The sequence below is a fragment of the Halomonas sp. SH5A2 genome, assembly GCF_014263395.1.
Classification (GTDB): domain Bacteria; phylum Pseudomonadota; class Gammaproteobacteria; order Pseudomonadales; family Halomonadaceae; genus Vreelandella.
On the sequence record NZ_CP058321.1, the window covers coordinates 3,422,128 to 3,438,313 of the forward strand.

Consider the following 16,186-nt stretch of genomic DNA (forward strand, 5'->3'; position numbering starts at 1 on the left):
CTGCCCTGTCGTAATTCCTTCATTGGGTGCCGCTGGCAACAAAGAGCGCGCCAGAAAGGCGCTGCACCATGGCCAGACAATATTCCCCCGTTAACAACTCCATGGTTACGCTCATGATCTATACCATCGCAATACTCTTGAGCCTGGTCGGCTATTTTGTCATCGGTCATCTGGCCGGGCGTCGCGTCAAGGGGCTGGATGACTACTTGGTCGCCGGTCGCAATGCGCCTACCTTTTTTATTCTGGGCACACTGGTCGCCAGCTACTTGAGCACCAGCGCCTTCCTCGGCGAAACGGGCTTTGCCTATCAGGGTTACCCCTTTGTCATGCTGATCTTTGCCGCGGTCAGCACCTCGGGTTGCCTGCTGGGCGCACTGGTATTTGGCCGCTATCTGCGCCGCAGCGGCGCTAAAACCGTGCCGGAGTTTTTTGGCAAGCGCTTTGCCTCACGACGTGTTCAGGTCATTGCCGGGCTTACCACGGTGTTCGGCCTGGGCGCCTATCTGCTGGGCGTGATGCAGGGCGCGGGCATCATGTTCGCCGAGCTGACCGGCATGCCCTACTGGGTGGGTCTGGTCCTGGTGTGGATGACCTATACCGGTTTCATCCTCTACTCGGGCTCACCCGGTGTGATGCTGACCGATACCATCATGTTCGTGATCTTCTCGCTGGCCGCGGTAGGCGGGTCGCTGTATGTGATCCATGACCTGGGTGGCTGGAGCGGGGTTGTTGAAGGCCTTCTAAGCCAGACGGACAAGCCCGGCATTGCACTGTGGCATGGCGTTATCGAAGGACCGGAGGCCAACTTCTCCTCCCCCGCCGAAGCACTTGTCTGGGGCCTGACCCTGGGCCTTGTCTGGGCGGCGGTACTGGCAGCCAGCCCCTGGCAGTCCAGCCGTTACCTGATGGCGCGCAACGAGCACGTAGTCATGCGCTCGGCCATGTTGACGGCGGTGGCGCTCGCCGTCTTCTACGCGCTGATGATGATGACCGGCGCGGCGATCAACCTCTACGACCCGCAGTTGGATCCTGAACGCTCCATGGTCTGGGTGGCGCTCAACGTCCTGCCGACCTGGCTTGGGGTGGTCATTCTGACCGGGGTTTTCGCCGCCGGGCTTTCGTCCTGCTCAACGTTTCTGTCGATCATCGGCTTTAGCCTTTCCAACGATATTCTGCCCGCCTCGTTGGACGAAAAATCGGCCTTGCGCAAGAGTCGTATCGCGGTACTGTCAGCAGGGCTGATCGCGCTGCTGCTGGCACTGTTCCAGCCGCCGGCGGTCATGGCGGTGGTCTGGTTTGCCGCCACGCTGTTTGCCTCCTCCTGGGGGCCAGTGGCCCTGATGAGCATCTGGAGTCGGCGGATTACCGCTGCGGGCGCCAGTTGGGGCCTGGCGGTCGGGTTTGTCGGCAATCTGGGACTATCGTTAATGGTGCAGGCCGAGTGGGTCAGTCTGCCGGTATACCTGCACCCGGTTTTACTGAGTACGCTCATGGCGCTGGCGGCGATCGTGCTGGTATCCGCCCTGACCCGCGTAAGCCAGACTGAAAAAGCCTACCGGGCGTTCCTGCACGAGTTTGATACCACCGCACTAAGCGGCTGGGTGTCCGGCACCCGCTGGATTGCGCTGTGCACCATGCTTTCCGGGGTCGCCATCGGGCTATTTTTGTGGCAACAGTACGCGGTTACCCTGGCCGGCTTCGCCGAGCGCTTCGCGCTTTCATCCGGTGCGGTTCAAGGTGCCTACCTGCTGGCGATAGGCTGCGGCAGCATGCTGTTGCTTGCCGGGGGTGTGGGCTACTGGGTGGTGCGCCCTCGCCAACAGCAAGCCGCTGCCGCACGCATCGACTGGGCGGACAATCCCTAACCGCCGAGACACAACACAGGCGGGCCAAGCATCACTGGCCCGCCGCCCGTTTCTCAACCGCCCGCCGTTTCGGCAGGCGGTTATATTTTTGCCGGCGGGGAGTCACGATCATGCAGGCAAGCACTTACCAACGCGGTCTACTCATGGTGGTCCTGGGCGTGGTGTTTCTCAGCTTCGACGGTTTGCTGATACGCCTTGCACACACCGACGGCTGGACCATCGTGTTCTGGCGAGGTTTATTGATGTTTTGTGTACTTGGGCTTTTGTGCTGGACGGGCAAGCGGCTGATAACGCTGAGCCACAACCCGTTTTCCTCGCTGGCCGCTGCCCTGCTGCTGGGCCTGATATCCAGCCTCTTTGTGCTCGCGGTCATGAACGCCACCGTGGCCAACGTCGTGGTGATCCTGAGCACGGCGCCGCTGTTTGCCGCGCTGTATTCACGGGTTTTCCTGGGGGAAAAGGTAGCGCTGCGAACGCTGGTGGCCATTGCCGTCTGCATGCTGGGCATGGGCCTGGTGTTCATGGGTAAGGGAGCCACGGGAATGCTGGCAGGCAACCTGTATGCCTTGACGGCCGCGGCGGCCATCGGCGGTAACCTGACCCTGCTGCGCCGTTATCCAGCGATTGACCCCATGACGGTGGTTGCCGGCGGTGGACTGCTCTCGGCGGCCATTGCCCTGCCCATGGCGTCGCCGCTGGCCCTGGACGCCGAGCGCTATGGTGTACTGGCGCTGATGGGGCTGATACAGATGCCCTTGGCCACGGTGCTGATCAACAGCGCCACCCGCTACCTGCCGTCGACTGAGGTGGCGCTGTTTTATCTGGTTGAAACCGCACTGGGCACGCTGTGGGTGTGGTGGTTACTGGGCGAGACGCCTAGCGCCTCGACGCTCATGGGCGGGGCGGTCGTGATAACGGTGCTGGTGCTGCATGCATGGCGCGGCTTACACCTGGAAAGGCAGCGCCTTCAGCTTTATCCGGGCTTGGTTGGCAAATAGTCCGTCAAGCCATGAGCCGTTAAAAAGCCCGCCGCAAAGGGCGAGCTTGAAGGGCAATCAAACGCAGTGTGATAAAGAAGCCTCAACGCAGCACGCCTTCGTCCTTGAGAAGCGTAAAAATTGCCTCGGCACCCTGCTCAGGCGTCACATCGTTGAGCAGTTGTCCGCCGCCGCTATCGGCCTTGGCCGCCGCAGCCTTGAACCGGTCACGCGCCGAGGCTGACTTGACGATTTTTAGCCGTTTCGGCCGCTTGCGCGCGGGCTGCACACGCCACTGGGTTTGCAGTTCATCGGTCACGCCGGCGCAGGCACAATCAGCCAACTCACCGCGTCGCGCCGGGCCAAAGGCGCTCTGGCGCGCGGCTGGCGCGCTGCCATCCACCGTGGCGATGGCCGGCAAGCGCACCTGCAGACGGCGGCGCTTACCGCGTGGCAGGGCCTGCAGCACCGTGGCGACACCCTGCTCAATACTTTCGATTTCCGCCAGGCCACTGACCACCGTCCATCCGAGTGTCTCGGCCAACAGATAGGGCACCAGGCCCGAGCCCTCTCCCGTTTCGGCGCGCGTTCCCGTCAACACCAGTTGCGGCGCGGCGAATCGCAGTATGTTGGCCAAGGCCGGGACGACATCGGCGTCTGGGTTCTGCTGAATGCGTTTAACCCTGCTAATTCCCATTCCCAGATAGCCACGCATGGCTTCCTCGCAGGCATCACCATCGTCGCCTGCATGCATGAGCTGGACGCTGGCGTCACCCAGGGACAGTGCCATCTCCACTGCACGGGCATCATGGTCGGCACGCCGCGCCCGTGCGGTCAACGGATGACGCCCCACCGATACCAGAACGGCAACGCTGAGGAGCCCCTCGCTATTGATTGACTTGGCGTTATGCGGCATCGCGGTTCTCCTGCTGCTGTTCTCGATAACGCTCGACACGTGCGACCAGCGCGGCGAGGATCTCACCAGCATCGCCAATGACGGCGAGGTCGGCGCGCTTGACCATATCGCACCGCTCATCCAGGTTAATGGCGACGACCTTATCGCAGGTCTGAATACCCTGGAGGTGCTGTATGGCCCCCGAGATGCCCACCGCCACATAGACACGCGCGGACACCCAGGTGCCAGACGCGCCTACCTGACGATCGCGGGCCATGAATCCATCGTCCACGGCGACGCGCGATGCCCCCTTCGCTGCCCCCAGCACCTGGGCGGCGTGGTGGTAGCCCTCCCAATCCTTGACACCATTCCCTGCCGACAGAATGAACTCCGCCTCTGCCAGGGACACGCTGGCGGGATCGACGGGGACTTCCCCCATGTCCTCGATGCGTCCCAGTACGTCGGGCAGCGGCTGGGTCAGTTCGACAGGCTGGGCGGCATGGCGCGTCTCGCTGACCGGCTCGGCGCACTCCGCAAGCGCCAGCACCACGCGCGGCAGCTGGCGGGTAATATCGCTCGTCCCCGCGGCACCGCGTGCCGTACAACGCCATCCGGTTGCGCTATGTTCTTCCGCCTCGACCTGCCAGACCTGGGTCGCGGGACGCTCGCCCAGCCGCACGGCCAAACGTCGACCCTGCTCGCCGCCACCGAGCGGGGAGTCGGGCAGTAGCCAGAAGCGCGGGGCCATCTCCCGCTCCACGGCGCTCAAGGCCGCCAGACGCGCCTCGGGGGCGAAACCCGCGTAGGCCTCCCCATCTAGATGCACGACGCGATCAATACCGGCGTCGCCCAGCGCCGCTTCTTTATGCTCGCCAAACAGGATCGCCACCACGGCGCCGGGATGCTCGGCATCGGCATCCGCCATGTGCCGGGCCAGCCCCAGTAGATCCTTATCGTGACCAGACAGCCGCCCGCCGGTCAGATCAGGCACCACGGCCACCAGGAAGGCAGGATCTTCAATCGTCACTGTTCGACGGCTATCTTGAGGAGCCGTCGTGGTCGCGGCGGACTGCCCGCCTTGCTGAAGGCCGCTGCGGTCAATACGCTTGACGCCATTGGGGCCGATAAAGCCGACGGCACGGGGGTTCTTGCGCACCACGCCGTTGGGCCCCGGCCACTCGCTGAGCGCGCCGTTACCCATCTCGACAAGCACACTGGCATGTTCGGGATGCAGACGGTTGCGGGCAATCCACTCGCGACGCGGATCGCGGCGAATAGTCTCACTCATACGATCACCTCTTCAGCTGTCGTCGTTGCAGCGGGCTGGCGGGATGCGCCAGATGCCTCCGCAGCGGGACGTTCTACCAGGGCATCCGCCGCCAGTTCAGCGATATCGCGCACCTCGGCGCTGGTATCCACCACGCCTTCCAGCATGGCGGTGCACTGAGGGCAACCCACCGCGACCAGTTCGGCACCGCTCTCCTTGACGTCATTCATGCGCATATCGGGAATGCGGCGTTCGCCGGGGATATCGGTGATCGGCGCACCACCACCACCGCCGCAGCAGCGCGAGCGGTAGCCGGAGCGCTCCATCTCCTTGACCTCGATACCCAGCGCCTTGAGCACGTTGCGCGGCGCCTCGTATTCGCCGTTATAGCGGCCCAGGTAACAGGGGTCGTGATAGGTCACATTGCCGCCCTTCCAGGGCGAGAAGGTCAGCCGACCCGCGTCATACAATTCAGCAATAAAGGTGCTGTGATGACGTACCTCATAGACGCCTCCCAGTTCGCCATACTCGTTGCCCAACACATGAAAGCTGTGGGGATCACAGGTAACGATCTGCTGGAAACGGTACTTGGAAAGGGTGGCAATATTGCGCTTCGCCAGGGACTGGAACGTTGCTTCGTCGCCCAGACGCCTTGCCACGTCACCGCTGTCACGCTCTTCGTCCCCCAGGACCGCGAAATCCACCTCGGCGGCGCGCAGCACTTTGACCAGCGCGCGCAGGGTGCGCTGATTGCGCATGTCGAAGCTGCCGTCACCCAGCCACAACAGCACATCGACCTGTTTGAGATCGGCCATCAGGGGGAGGTTAAGGTCCGCCGCCCAGTTGAGACGTGAGCCGGGGTCAAAACCGCCAGGGTTGTCGGTGGCGATCAGATTGTCGAGGACTTCGGCGCCCTTGTTGGGCGTCTTGCCTCGCTCTAACGTCAGGTGGCGGCGCATATCGACAATCGCATCCACGTGCTCGATCATCATCGGGCACTCTTCGACACAGGCGCGACAGGTCGTACACGACCACAGCGTCTCGGCATCAACCAGCGACGCCCCCTCCGGCAATGCAGCAGGGGCCACGATCGGCCCATGGGGGGTGCCGCGATGCTCACCCACCGGCTTGCCGGGGTAAGGTGTACCGGCATACTGGGCATCACTGCCGCCGGCCATGCCGACGACCATGTCCTGGATCAGTTTTTTGGGGTTAAGCGGCTGGCCAGCGGCGAGTGCCGGGCATGCTGCCTCGCAGCGACCGCACTGCACACAGGCATCGAAGCCCAGCAGTTGATTCCAGGTGAAATCGGCAGGCTTTTCCACGCCCAGGGGCGCCGCCTCGTCTTCCAGATTCAGCGCCTTGAGGCCTGTTGAACGACCGCCACCTCCTTTCTTGGTTGAAAAGCGCTCGGGCCGACGGTGGAAAGCAAGATGCAGGGCGCCGGCAAAGGCGTGCTTCATGGGCCCACCCCAGGTCATGCCGAAAAACATTTCGCCAAGGCCCCAGGCCACTAAGCCAACCAGTGCCACCACAAGGAACCAGCTGCCGCTCCCTTCAAGAAGGCCTTCGGGCAGCAGACCTACCGTGGGCAGCGTGATCAGGAAGACGCCAACCGAAAACGCCATCAGGCTCTTGGGCAGTCGCATCCAGGGGCCTTTGGAGAGCCGAGTGGGGGGATTGATCCGCCGTCGCGCCACGAAGAGGCTGCCGACGAACATGGAGGCACTGGCAAGCAACAGCAATCCACCCAGCAGCGGGTTGGCGAACCCCAGGCCATGCACCAGAATCATCAGCATGGCGGCAGCCACGAAGCCACCCGCGGTGGCCACGTGAGTATTGGAGATTAACTTGTCGCGTGCGACCACGTGGTGCAGATCCACCAGGTAGCGGCGCGGCAACGCTGCCAGCCCCTTGAACAAGTTGACCCGCGAGGGTCGCCCCTGACGCCACAGATTTACACGGCGCACGGCGCCGATCGCCGCCAGGGCCAGGGCGGTAAAAATCAGTATCGGAAGTATTGTATTTAGCATCACAGCTCACCTGACGGGCGAGCTGGAAGCTGGAAGTCGGAAGCCGGAAGGAAAGGGCGAAGAGCCGCGATTCACTTCCAGCTTCAAGCTTCTGGCTTCCAACTGGTGGTTAAAAGTCCTTACAGATCCGCAGGGCGTCGTAAATGGCCGCGTGCGTGTTCCTTGGTGCCGTGCAGTCGCCTAGGCGGAAGAGCAGAAAGCCATCACTATTTTCGCCGCCCTCTTCCATCAGGCAGGGCTGCGCCTCGGCGGCGTAAAGCGCCTCGAGATCCACCTGGCCTTTGTTGCGGGAGGCATCCTTGAGGGCGTAGTAGAGCGCCTCATCGGGGCGCACGCCGTTTTCCACGACCACCTGATCGACCACGCGCTCCTCCAGGGCACCGGTGTACTCATTCTCGAGCACTGCCACCAGACCGTCGCCCTCGCGGTAAACCTTGTGCAGCATCAGGTCGGAGGACATGATGACCTCTTTCTCGTAGAGGCTGCGGTAGTAGGTGGGAAAGGTCGTACCGCCCACCGCCGCGCCGGGCTTGATATCGTCGGTGACGATTTCCACCTTGGCGCCCTTTTCGGCCAAGTAGTCCGCCGACGAGACGCCGGAAAATTCGCAGAGGGCATCATAGATCAGCACGTTCTTGCCGGGTGCCACTTTGCCGGAGAGCACGTCCCAGGTACTGACCACCAGGCTTTCCCCGGTATCCTCCGAGTAGCCCCACTCCGGGTGCTGGCTGAGGAAGGGCTGGCCCCCCGTCGCCAGCACCACGATATCCGGACGCAGGTCGAGTAGCGTCGCTTCGTCGGCACGGGTACCCAGGCGCAGGTCGACGCCAAGACGCGCCAGCTCCAATTGAAACCACCGGGTGATACCGGCGATCTGGTCGCGTTGCGGGGCCTGGGCGGCAATGGTGATCTGTCCACCCAGCGCTTCAGCCGCCTCGAACAGGGTGACATCGTGACCGCGCTCGGCGGCGACGCGGGCAGCCTCCATACCGCCGGGGCCACCGCCCACCACGACGACCTTGCGCTTGGCGCCCTCGGTCTTCTCGATGATATGCGGCAGCCCCATATATTCCCGCGACGTCGCCGCATTCTGAATACACAGCACGTCCAGGCCCTGGTACTGACGGTCGATGCAGTAGTTGGCGCCCACGCACTGCTTGATCTGGTCCACCTGGCCCATCTTGATCTTGGCGATCAGGTGCGGGTCGGCAATATGTGCCCGGGTCATGCCCACTAGGTCCACATAGCCACCCTCAAGGATGCGCTGAGCCTGATTGGGATCCTTGATGTTCTGGGCGTGGATCACTGGCACCTTGACCACTTCCTTGATACCCGCCGCCAGGTGCAGAAAAGGCTCTGGCGGGTAGGACATATTGGGAATAACGTTGGCCAGGGTGTTGTGGGTGTCGCAGCCGGAACCGATCACGCCGAAGAAGTCGACCTGGTTGGTGGCATCGTAGTAGGCAGCGATCTGTTTCATGTCGTCGTGAGAGAGGCCGTCCGGGTGGAACTCGTCGCCGCAGATACGCATGCCGACGCAGAAGTCGTCCCCCACTTCGGCGCGCACGGCCTTCAGCACCTCCAGGCCGAACTTCATGCGACCCTCGAAGCTGCCGCCCCACTCATCCTCGCGCTTGTTGACCCGCGGGCTCCAGAACTGGTCGATTAAATGCTGGTGCACCGCGGAAAGCTCAACGCCGTCGAGCCCGCCTTCCTTCGCCCGGCGAGCCGCCTGAGCAAAGTCGCCGATGATGCGCCAGATTTCTTCCTCTTCGATGGTCTTGCAGGTGGAGCGGTGTACCGGTTCGCGGATCCCTGAGGGCGATAGCAGGGTCGGCCAGTCAAAGCCGTCCCAGCGTGAACGACGCCCCATGTGGGTGATCTGGATCATGATCTTGCCGCCATGCTTATGCACAGCGTCCGCCAGATTCTGGAAGTGAGGGATGATACGGTCGGTGGAAAGATTGACCGAGCTCCACCAGCCCTGGGGGCTGTCGATGGATACCACCGAGGAGCCGCCGCAGATGGCCAAGCCGCAGCCACCCTTGGCCTTTTCCTCGTAGTACCTGACATAGCGCTCAGTGGTCATGCCACCATCGGTGGCGTGTACCTCGGCGTGGGCGGTACTGACCACGCGATTGCGAATGGTCAGCTTGCCGATCTCGATCGGCTCGAAAATTGCGTCAAATGCCATGATTTTCTCTCCTCATTCCCGCGGTTAGCGGGTGGCGTCGTTCAGCGGCCAAACGTTGAAGACACCCACATCGCAACCGGGCTCAGCGGCGCTCTGTGTCTGCTCAGCGACGGTACGCAGGTCGCTGCCACGGGCGGCAAGAATCTGGTCCATGGCCCCGGCGAACCAGCCGGTGAACATGTACTCTTCTTTTTTTCCCGTCTTGCCAAGCTGGTAAACAAAAGCGCTGTGCTCCAGCCGCACTCTCGCCGTACCGGCATCAAGGTCGATCTGCTCGGTAATGAAAAGTCCCCAGCCGCGCTGTGAAAGACGCGTCATGTAGTGTTCGAAGACGGCCACGCCCTCGATCCCATGGCATTCGGCTTCTTTCTCGCACCAGTGCCAGGCACTCTTGTAGCCAGCGTGGTAGAGGATCTCGGCGTACTTCTCGGCACCCAGCGCTTCCTCTACCGCCACATGGTTGTTGATAAAAAAGTGTCGCGGCACATACAGCATCGGCAGGGCGTCGCTCGTCCAGACGCCGGTCTCGCTATCCACTTCGATGGGCAGTGCGGGGGCCAGTTTGGTCACGGTTGTATTCCTCGGATCTTGCTGATTGTTATGAAGTGGTTAATTAGCCGTTCTGCAAGGTAAGCGGCGCCGGGGATAGGCCGTAGAGGGGGTCTTTTGCCATGGATGGCAAAAGTAGCGTCCATGGAAGGATTCACAGCGCCCCCTCGTAGGCCTATCGCCGGTAAAGCCGCGTGGTAAGACTCATCAGCTTCCCCACACGTCCTTGAGCACGCGCACCCAGTTCTCGCCCATGATCTTGCGCACCTGGGACTCGCTCATGCCGCGCCTCAGGAGCGCCTCGGTCAGGTTGGGGAACTCCCCAACGGTGCGGATTCCCTCGGGATTGATGATCGTGCCAAAGTCCGTCAGGCGGCGGGCGTAGCCCTTGTCATGGGTCAACCACTCGAAGAATTCATGGTCATGCCCCTGGGTAAAATCGGTGCCGATCCCGATGGCATCCTCCCCCACGATGTTCATGATGTACTCGATGGCCTCGCAATAATCATCAATGGTGGAATCGACGCCTTTCTTGAGGAACGGGGTAAACATGGTGACGCCGACAAAGCCGCCGTGGTCGGCAATGAACTTGAGCTCTTGATCGGATTTGTTGCGCGGATGCTCCTTGAGGCCGGAGGGCAGGCAGTGGGAGTAGCAGACCGGCTTCTTGGACTCGAGGATGACTTCCTCGGAAGTTTTGGCGCCGACGTGAGACAGGTCGCACATGATCCCCACGCGGTTCATCTCGGCGACGATCTCACGACCAAAGCCGGAAAGGCCGCCGTCGCGCTCGTAGCAGCCGGTGCCCACCAGGTTCTGGGTGTTGTAGCACATCTGCACGATGCCCACGCCGAGCTGTTTGAAGATCTCGACATAGCCGATCTGGTCCTCGAAAGCGTGAGCGTTCTGAAAGCCGTAAATAATGCCCGTTTTGCCCTCTTCCTTGGCCCGGGTGATATCCGCGGTGGTACGCACCGGGCGCACCAGGTCGCTGCATTCAGCCATCAGTTGGTTGGACCTGACGATATTATCGACAGTCGCCTGAAAGCCTTCCCATACCGACACCGTACAGTTGGCAGCGGTCAGACCGCCGCGCCGCATATCTTCAAGCAGCTCACGGTTCCATTTGGCGATGATCAGACCATCGATGACGATCGCGTCATCGTGCAATTCTGTAGGGGACATGGCTCTAAGCTCCAACATTGGTGAATGCTGCGAGCATAGCGCTGACGTCGGAGTGGGCTGCTCTTGGAAACGACAGCGAAAATTCCAAAAGCGTCATGGTGTCGCGAACACGACCAATAGTCGCGCACCTTCAAAACATTTATCGCAAAGTCACGCCGGGCAAAGTCACGCTGGAAGGGAGCATAGCGATTAAGCACAAACGTGCTGCCCGGGCCGGGCAGCACGTTATGAAGAGGGGTTACGCAGTGGCTATCAGTTCACCAGCAGCACGCTGGCAAACGTCGGTTCTCCCTGTGCATTAGCGAGTGCCTGCTGAGCGCCCGAGGAAGGCTCCAAAGCATTCGATCCGTTCGCCCACTGTCTGATTAACGGCGGCGATTTGCTCCCATCGCTTTGGCGCTCAAACCCACCCAGGCGTTCATTTCTCGGCGGAACGCCAAAGTATTCGCGGTAACACTTGGAAAAATGGGGCGTTGAAACGAAACCGCAAACGGAGGCAATCTCGATGATCGACAAGGGGGTTTGCTTGAGTAATTGCCGGGCACGCACCAGCCGCAACTTGAGGTAATATTTAGACGGTGAGCAGAGCAGATAGCGCTGGAACAAACGCTCTAGCTGGCGACGCGACACATTGACGTAACGTGCCAGTTCATCGAGTTCGATCGGTTCTTCAAGGTTGGATTCCATCAGCGCCACTATCTCAAGCAGCTTGGGCTGGGTAGTGCCCAACACGTGCCTAAGAGGAACACGCTGCTGATCCTGTTCGTTACGCACGCGCTCACAGATAAACATTTCGGAGATACCCGCCGACAGCTCGCGCCCGTGGTCATGCCCAATCAGGTTGAGCATCATATCGAGCGGCGCGGTGCCGCCCGAAGACGTGAATCGATCGCGGTCGATCGAGAATAGATTAGCGTTCAAAATGACGTTGGGAAATGCCTCCTGCATGGACGCCAAGCACTCCCAGTGGATACTGGTTTCATAATGATCAAGCAGCCCCGCTTGGCCAAGCGCCCAACTGCCTGTACATACCGAGCCTAAACGCCTTAATTGGCGCGACTGGGACTGAAGCCAGCGCACGTGCTCGCGGGTGACACTGCGATGAGGCCCCACGCCGCCGCAAACGACTACCCACTCAAGCGATAGCGGGGAATGCATGGAGGCGTCAGGCGTCACCTGCAAACCATCGCTGGCACGCACGGGCAAGCCGTCCTGGGTCAGGGTATACCAGCGATACAGCTCACGGCCGGCCAGTTGATTGGCCATCCGCAAGGGTTCTATGGCAGAGGCCAGGGAAATCAACGTGAAGTTGTCTAACAGTAGAAAGCCCAGCGTTTGAGGTTCGCCCGAACGGTTCGGCGTTGCTGTCTGGTCGTTTGCTTGATGAGAGTCCATCTTTCCTACCTCGGTCACCTTTCAGTTATCAAGTTTTCTTATTGATATAGGTGTCGCTGGCGTTGTTCGGCTTCCCGTTGCTGAGTCAAATTGTCACTCACGCATGGGTACTGCTCTTTAGTCGTATATTGGCACGAATCGTTTAAAACACGACAAATTTTATCTCGCAAATCCGGCAGCGAGTCGCAAATAAAACGCTCGATGTCGTTTTCAAACCGCTACCTTGATGGCTCGACAGAGAGGACTGATAGGCATGGCCAAATGGCCATGCGCTTCTTTTGCGTTATTGGGTTAATAAGCGACTTACAGCACCACCTCATAACCTTCAAACTTGGGTGGGCCCAGGTAAATGCCCTCGGGCGACTTGGCATTGGCGTGAGCCTTGCGAAAGGCGTCTGAGCGGGTCCAATCGCGGAAAGCTTCTTCCGATTCCCAAACGCTGTGGGAGATAAACACGGTGTGATCTTCCTGGCTTTCGCCCTGCAGCATATGGAACTGCTTGAAGCCCGGCACTTCTTCGAGATGTGAATCGCGGTTGCGCCACACCTCTAAAAAGTCCTCTTCACGACCTGGGGCAATACGAAAACGGTTCATGGCGATATACATCTTGATTCTCCTGTTGGACGGGGCCTGTTGAGTTGATTACTCAAACGGTGACTTGATGGTAACGTCGTGGCTTAGCGGCGAATAGACTTAGTGGCGAATAGCCCTCAACCGCCAAGGGAAGGTATGGCTAAGGCACCTATCCAGGTTGTTTGGTTCAAACGCGATTTACGTATCCATGATCACGCGCCGCTCGCCGCCGCTGCCGCGGCGGGCCCCGTGCTGCCTGTCTTCGCCATCGAACCCGAGCAGTGGCAAGCACCGGATAGCGCCCTGCGCCACTGGCAGTTTGCCGCTGACTCGCTTGTCGATCTTTCCCATGCACTGGATACATTAAACCTGCCGCTGTGTCTCTGGCAGGGCAATATTGTTGAACTGCTCGCTGCGCTGAAAGCGCGCTATGGCGATTTTGTGCTTCACTCCCATCAGGAAACCGGCAATGACTGGAGCTTTGAACGCGATAAAAGCGTCCATCTCTGGTGTCGTCAAAATAGTATTGAGTGGCAGGAAGCGCGCCAGCATGGCGTAATCCGAGGGCTTACCCGCCGCACCGGACAGCAATCCCGCTGGGAAGCACATTGGGAAACATTAATGGCAGCGCCCACGGCGCCTGCTCCACGCAATGCTCAGGTAGCTCCAGGCTGGGAGCACTTTCACCACCTTCCTGTTGAGCAGCTTCATAATCTAGCGCTGGGGTTTGATACCACACCCTGCCCCGAGCGCCAGCCAGGTGGCCGCAACGCAGGACGCACGCTATGGCGAAGCTTTGTCACTCAACGCGGGCGACGCTATCGCGGTTCGCTATCCAAGCCGTTGCTTGCCTGGGAATATGGCTCGCGGCTTTCGCCCCACTTGGCCTGGGGCACGCTCTCCATGCGCGAAGTGGTCCAGTCGCTGCGCCGCCAGCGGGAAAAACATACTGACGATTCACAGTGGTCACGCTCGCTGCGCGCCTTTACCTCGCGGCTTTACTGGCACTGCCACTTTATTCAAAAGCTGGAGAGTGAGCCGAGCATGGCCTCGCAGACTCTCCACCCGGCGCTGCGCGGCCTGCGGGAACGAGACCCCGGCCACCCCAACCTGATTGCCTGGAAGCAAGGCCAAACCGGCGTACCGCTGGTGGATGCCTGTATGCGCAGCCTGATCGCCACCGGATGGCTCAATTTTCGCATGCGCGCCATGCTGATCTCCCACGCCACTTTTGGTTTGGGGTTGCATTGGTACGAGCCCGCCCAGCACCTGGCGCGGCTGTTTACCGACTTCGAGCCGGGGATCCACTACCCCCAGGTGCAGATGCAGGCAGGCGCCACGGGCACCAACGCACTGCGGGTCTACAACCCCATTAAACAAGCAGAAGACAACGACCCCAGCGGCGAGTTTGTCGCCCGCTGGGTACCAGAACTAGCCCCACTGCCGTTTGAATGGCGAACCAAACCCTGGGCATTGCCCGAAAGCCTGCGTAAACGGTTCGGCTTTCAGCCCGGCGAACACTACCCGCTGCCCCACGATTTTGAAGCCGAAGCGCGCCACTGGAAGAAGATGCTCTATGAGCTGCGCCGCACCCCAGACGCCAGAGAAGCCAGCCAAGCCATTGTGGATAAGCTCGCCAGCCAACGGCGACCATCTGCTAAACGCGCTAAAAAAGCAAAACCCGCCAATCGCCAGCAGCTTTCGCTGTTTGACGATGGCGGGCTTGATAACGCTTAATCGCTGGTTAGCAATGCCTGAAAAACAACACTAACTTACAAACCGCCCACGCAGACGTACTTCAGCTCAGTAAACTCATCCAGCCCATGGTGCGAGCCTTCACGCCCCAGCCCGGACTCTTTCACACCGCCAAATGGCGCAAGCTCGGTGGAGATCAGCCCTTCGTTGACGCCCACCATGCCGTACTCCAACTGCTCCATGGTGTGCCAGATGCGACGGTAGTCGGTGGCGTAGAAGTAAGCCGCCAGACCAAAGGGCGTGTCGTTGGCCATCTGGATGGCCTCTTCATCACGCTGGAAGCGGAACACCGGCGCGACCGGGCCAAAGGTCTCTTCACCGGCCGCGGCCATTTGGGTGGTCATGTCCGCAAGCACTGTGGGCGTAAAGAAGCGCTCGCCAGCGGCGTGAGGCTTACCACCACACAGCAGCCGCGCGCCTTGGCTCAAGGCGTCGTCTACATGACTCTGAACTTTGTCGACTGCCGCCTGGTTGATCAGCGGGCCGATGACGCTGCCCTCGGTCAGGCCATCGCCGACTTTCAGGCCATTAACACGCTCGGTGAGCTTGGCGACGAACGCTTCATAAATACCGTCCTGCACCAGGAAGCGGTTGGTACACACGCAGGTCTGTCCGGTGTTACGGAATTTGGACGCTATCGCGCCATCCACGGCGGCATCGATATCGGCGTCATCAAAGACGATAAACGGTGCGTTACCGCCCAGCTCCATGGCGGTTTTCTTCACCGTGCTGGCACACTGAGAGAGCAGAAGTTTGCCCACCGGGGTAGAGCCGGTAAACGAAACTTTACGCACCCGTGAGTCGGTCGTCAGCACTTCACCTACCGCTGCCGGTTTTGATGCCGTCACCACATTGATGGTGCCCGCCGGCAGGCCCGCCTCCAGCGCTAGGTACGCCGCCGCCAGAGCGGTGAGCGGCGTGGCTTCAGCGGGCTTGATGACCACGGTGCAGCCAGCGGCCAGGGCCGGGGCGCATTTGCGGGTAATCATCGCCAGCGGGAAGTTCCATGGGGTAATGGCGGCGACCACGCCGACCGGCTCGCGCAGCACCAGCAGGCGCTTGTCCGCGCCGTGGCTGGGCAGGGTTTCCCCGGCCATGCGCTTGGCTTCTTCGGCGAAGAACTCAATAAAGGAGGCGCCGTAGGCGACTTCGCCCTTGGCTTCCGCCAGCGGCTTGCCCTGTTCAAGGGTCATCAGCCGGGCCAGGTCATCGGCGTGCTCATGGATCAGCTCAAACCAGCGGCGCAGCAGTGCCGAGCGCTGTTTCACCGGCGTCGCGCGCCAGGCAGGCCCTGCGTCGTAGGCGGCCGCGACAGCATCACGGGTATCGCCAGCGCCTAAATCGGCTACCCGGGCGATCGTCTCGCCGGTGGCTGGGTTATCCACCACGAAGGTCTGCTGGCCCTTGCGCCATTCGCCGCCCACCAAGGCGGGTACGCCATCGTGCAACCACTGTTCGATAAAACTCATATATTGCTCCTAAAAAGCCTTGGTCTTGA

Annotated in this window: 12 protein-coding genes; 3 read left to right on the forward strand and 9 right to left on the reverse strand. The window is 60.9% G+C overall.

Annotated elements, in window-relative coordinates:
- The first annotated feature begins 113 nt into the window (after window positions 1–113).
- Both HXW73_RS15805 and HXW73_RS15810 read left to right on the forward strand, forming a co-directional pair.
- Complete coding sequence (locus HXW73_RS15805) at window positions 114–1,865, forward strand: sodium:solute symporter family protein (RefSeq protein ID WP_186253988.1); 1,752 nt, start codon at window positions 114–116, stop codon at window positions 1,863–1,865.
- A 110-nt stretch (window positions 1,866–1,975) separates the two neighbouring features.
- The gene (locus HXW73_RS15810; protein WP_186253989.1) at window positions 1,976–2,863 is read left to right on the forward strand and encodes a DMT family transporter; all 888 of its coding nucleotides are present in this window, start codon (window positions 1,976–1,978) and stop codon (window positions 2,861–2,863) included.
- 82 nt (window positions 2,864–2,945) lie between these two features.
- Here HXW73_RS15810 and etfB read toward each other — a convergent pair whose 3' ends face one another.
- The 8 genes from etfB to HXW73_RS15850 all read right to left on the reverse strand — a co-directional run bounded on the left by etfB (window position 2,946) and on the right by HXW73_RS15850 (window position 12,966).
- Window positions 2,946–3,758 carry an electron transfer flavoprotein subunit beta gene (etfB, locus tag HXW73_RS15815; protein WP_186253990.1) on the reverse strand — a complete coding sequence of 271 codons (813 nt, stop codon included), beginning with the start codon at window positions 3,756–3,758 and terminating at the stop codon, window positions 2,946–2,948.
- On the reverse strand, window positions 3,748–5,025 hold the full coding sequence (gene etfA, locus HXW73_RS15820) for an electron transfer flavoprotein subunit alpha (protein WP_186253991.1): 1,278 nt from the start codon (window positions 5,023–5,025) through the stop codon (window positions 3,748–3,750). The genes etfB and etfA overlap by 11 nt, the downstream gene beginning before the upstream one ends.
- On the reverse strand, window positions 5,022–7,037 hold the full coding sequence (locus HXW73_RS15825; protein WP_186253992.1) for a (Fe-S)-binding protein: 2,016 nt from the start codon (window positions 7,035–7,037) through the stop codon (window positions 5,022–5,024). Before HXW73_RS15825 ends, etfA begins: the two co-directional genes overlap by 4 nt.
- A 109-nt stretch (window positions 7,038–7,146) precedes the next feature.
- On the reverse strand, window positions 7,147–9,231 hold the full coding sequence (gene dgcA, locus HXW73_RS15830) for a dimethylglycine demethylation protein DgcA (protein WP_186253993.1): 2,085 nt from the start codon (window positions 9,229–9,231) through the stop codon (window positions 7,147–7,149).
- A gap of 24 nt (window positions 9,232–9,255) precedes the next feature.
- Window positions 9,256–9,801: a DUF5943 domain-containing protein gene (locus HXW73_RS15835; protein ID WP_186253994.1), complete on the reverse strand. Its 546-nt coding sequence runs from the start codon at window positions 9,799–9,801 to the stop codon at window positions 9,256–9,258.
- Window positions 9,802–9,987: 186 nt separating this feature from the next.
- Window positions 9,988–10,965, reverse strand: a complete 978-nt coding sequence (locus HXW73_RS15840) for a dipeptidase (protein WP_186253995.1) — start codon at window positions 10,963–10,965, stop codon at window positions 9,988–9,990.
- Window positions 10,966–11,217: 252 nt separating this feature from the next.
- Window positions 11,218–12,360 (reverse strand): choline metabolism transcriptional regulator GbdR, encoded by a 1,143-nt coding sequence (gene gbdR / locus HXW73_RS15845; RefSeq protein ID WP_186253996.1) that lies wholly within the window; start codon window positions 12,358–12,360, stop codon window positions 11,218–11,220.
- 303 nt (window positions 12,361–12,663) lie between these two features.
- Complete coding sequence (locus HXW73_RS15850; RefSeq protein WP_186253997.1) at window positions 12,664–12,966, reverse strand: antibiotic biosynthesis monooxygenase family protein; 303 nt, start codon at window positions 12,964–12,966, stop codon at window positions 12,664–12,666.
- Window positions 12,967–13,089: 123 nt separating this feature from the next.
- Between HXW73_RS15850 and HXW73_RS15855 the strand changes: the two genes are divergently transcribed.
- Complete coding sequence (locus HXW73_RS15855) at window positions 13,090–14,670, forward strand: cryptochrome/deoxyribodipyrimidine photo-lyase family protein (RefSeq protein WP_186253998.1); 1,581 nt, start codon at window positions 13,090–13,092, stop codon at window positions 14,668–14,670.
- A 35-nt stretch (window positions 14,671–14,705) separates the two neighbouring features.
- Here HXW73_RS15855 and HXW73_RS15860 read toward each other — a convergent pair whose 3' ends face one another.
- Window positions 14,706–16,157, reverse strand: coding sequence for an NAD-dependent succinate-semialdehyde dehydrogenase (locus HXW73_RS15860; RefSeq protein WP_186253999.1), 1,452 nt, complete (start codon window positions 16,155–16,157; stop codon window positions 14,706–14,708).
- Window positions 16,158–16,186: the final 29 nt, after the last annotated feature.

What these genes read in the sequence shown, in the direction of transcription:
- HXW73_RS15805 (WP_186253988.1), top strand. Translation starts at nt 114, where the DNA reads ATGATCTATACCATCGCAATACTCTTGAGCCTGGTCGGCTATTTTGTC.
- HXW73_RS15810 (WP_186253989.1), top strand. Translation starts at nt 1,976, where the DNA reads ATGCAGGCAAGCACTTACCAACGCGGTCTACTCATGGTGGTCCTGGGC.
- etfB (WP_186253990.1), bottom strand. Translation starts at nt 3,758, where the DNA reads ATGCCGCATAACGCCAAGTCAATCAATAGCGAGGGGCTCCTCAGCGTT.
- etfA (WP_186253991.1), bottom strand. Translation starts at nt 5,025, where the DNA reads ATGAGTGAGACTATTCGCCGCGATCCGCGTCGCGAGTGGATTGCCCGC.
- HXW73_RS15825 (WP_186253992.1), bottom strand. Translation starts at nt 7,037, where the DNA reads ATGCTAAATACAATACTTCCGATACTGATTTTTACCGCCCTGGCCCTG.
- dgcA (WP_186253993.1), bottom strand. Translation starts at nt 9,231, where the DNA reads ATGGCATTTGACGCAATTTTCGAGCCGATCGAGATCGGCAAGCTGACC.
- HXW73_RS15840 (WP_186253995.1), bottom strand. Translation starts at nt 10,965, where the DNA reads ATGTCCCCTACAGAATTGCACGATGACGCGATCGTCATCGATGGTCTG.
- gbdR (WP_186253996.1), bottom strand. Translation starts at nt 12,360, where the DNA reads ATGGACTCTCATCAAGCAAACGACCAGACAGCAACGCCGAACCGTTCG.
- HXW73_RS15850 (WP_186253997.1), bottom strand. Translation starts at nt 12,966, where the DNA reads ATGTATATCGCCATGAACCGTTTTCGTATTGCCCCAGGTCGTGAAGAG.
- HXW73_RS15855 (WP_186253998.1), top strand. Translation starts at nt 13,090, where the DNA reads ATGGCTAAGGCACCTATCCAGGTTGTTTGGTTCAAACGCGATTTACGT.
- HXW73_RS15860 (WP_186253999.1), bottom strand. Translation starts at nt 16,157, where the DNA reads ATGAGTTTTATCGAACAGTGGTTGCACGATGGCGTACCCGCCTTGGTG.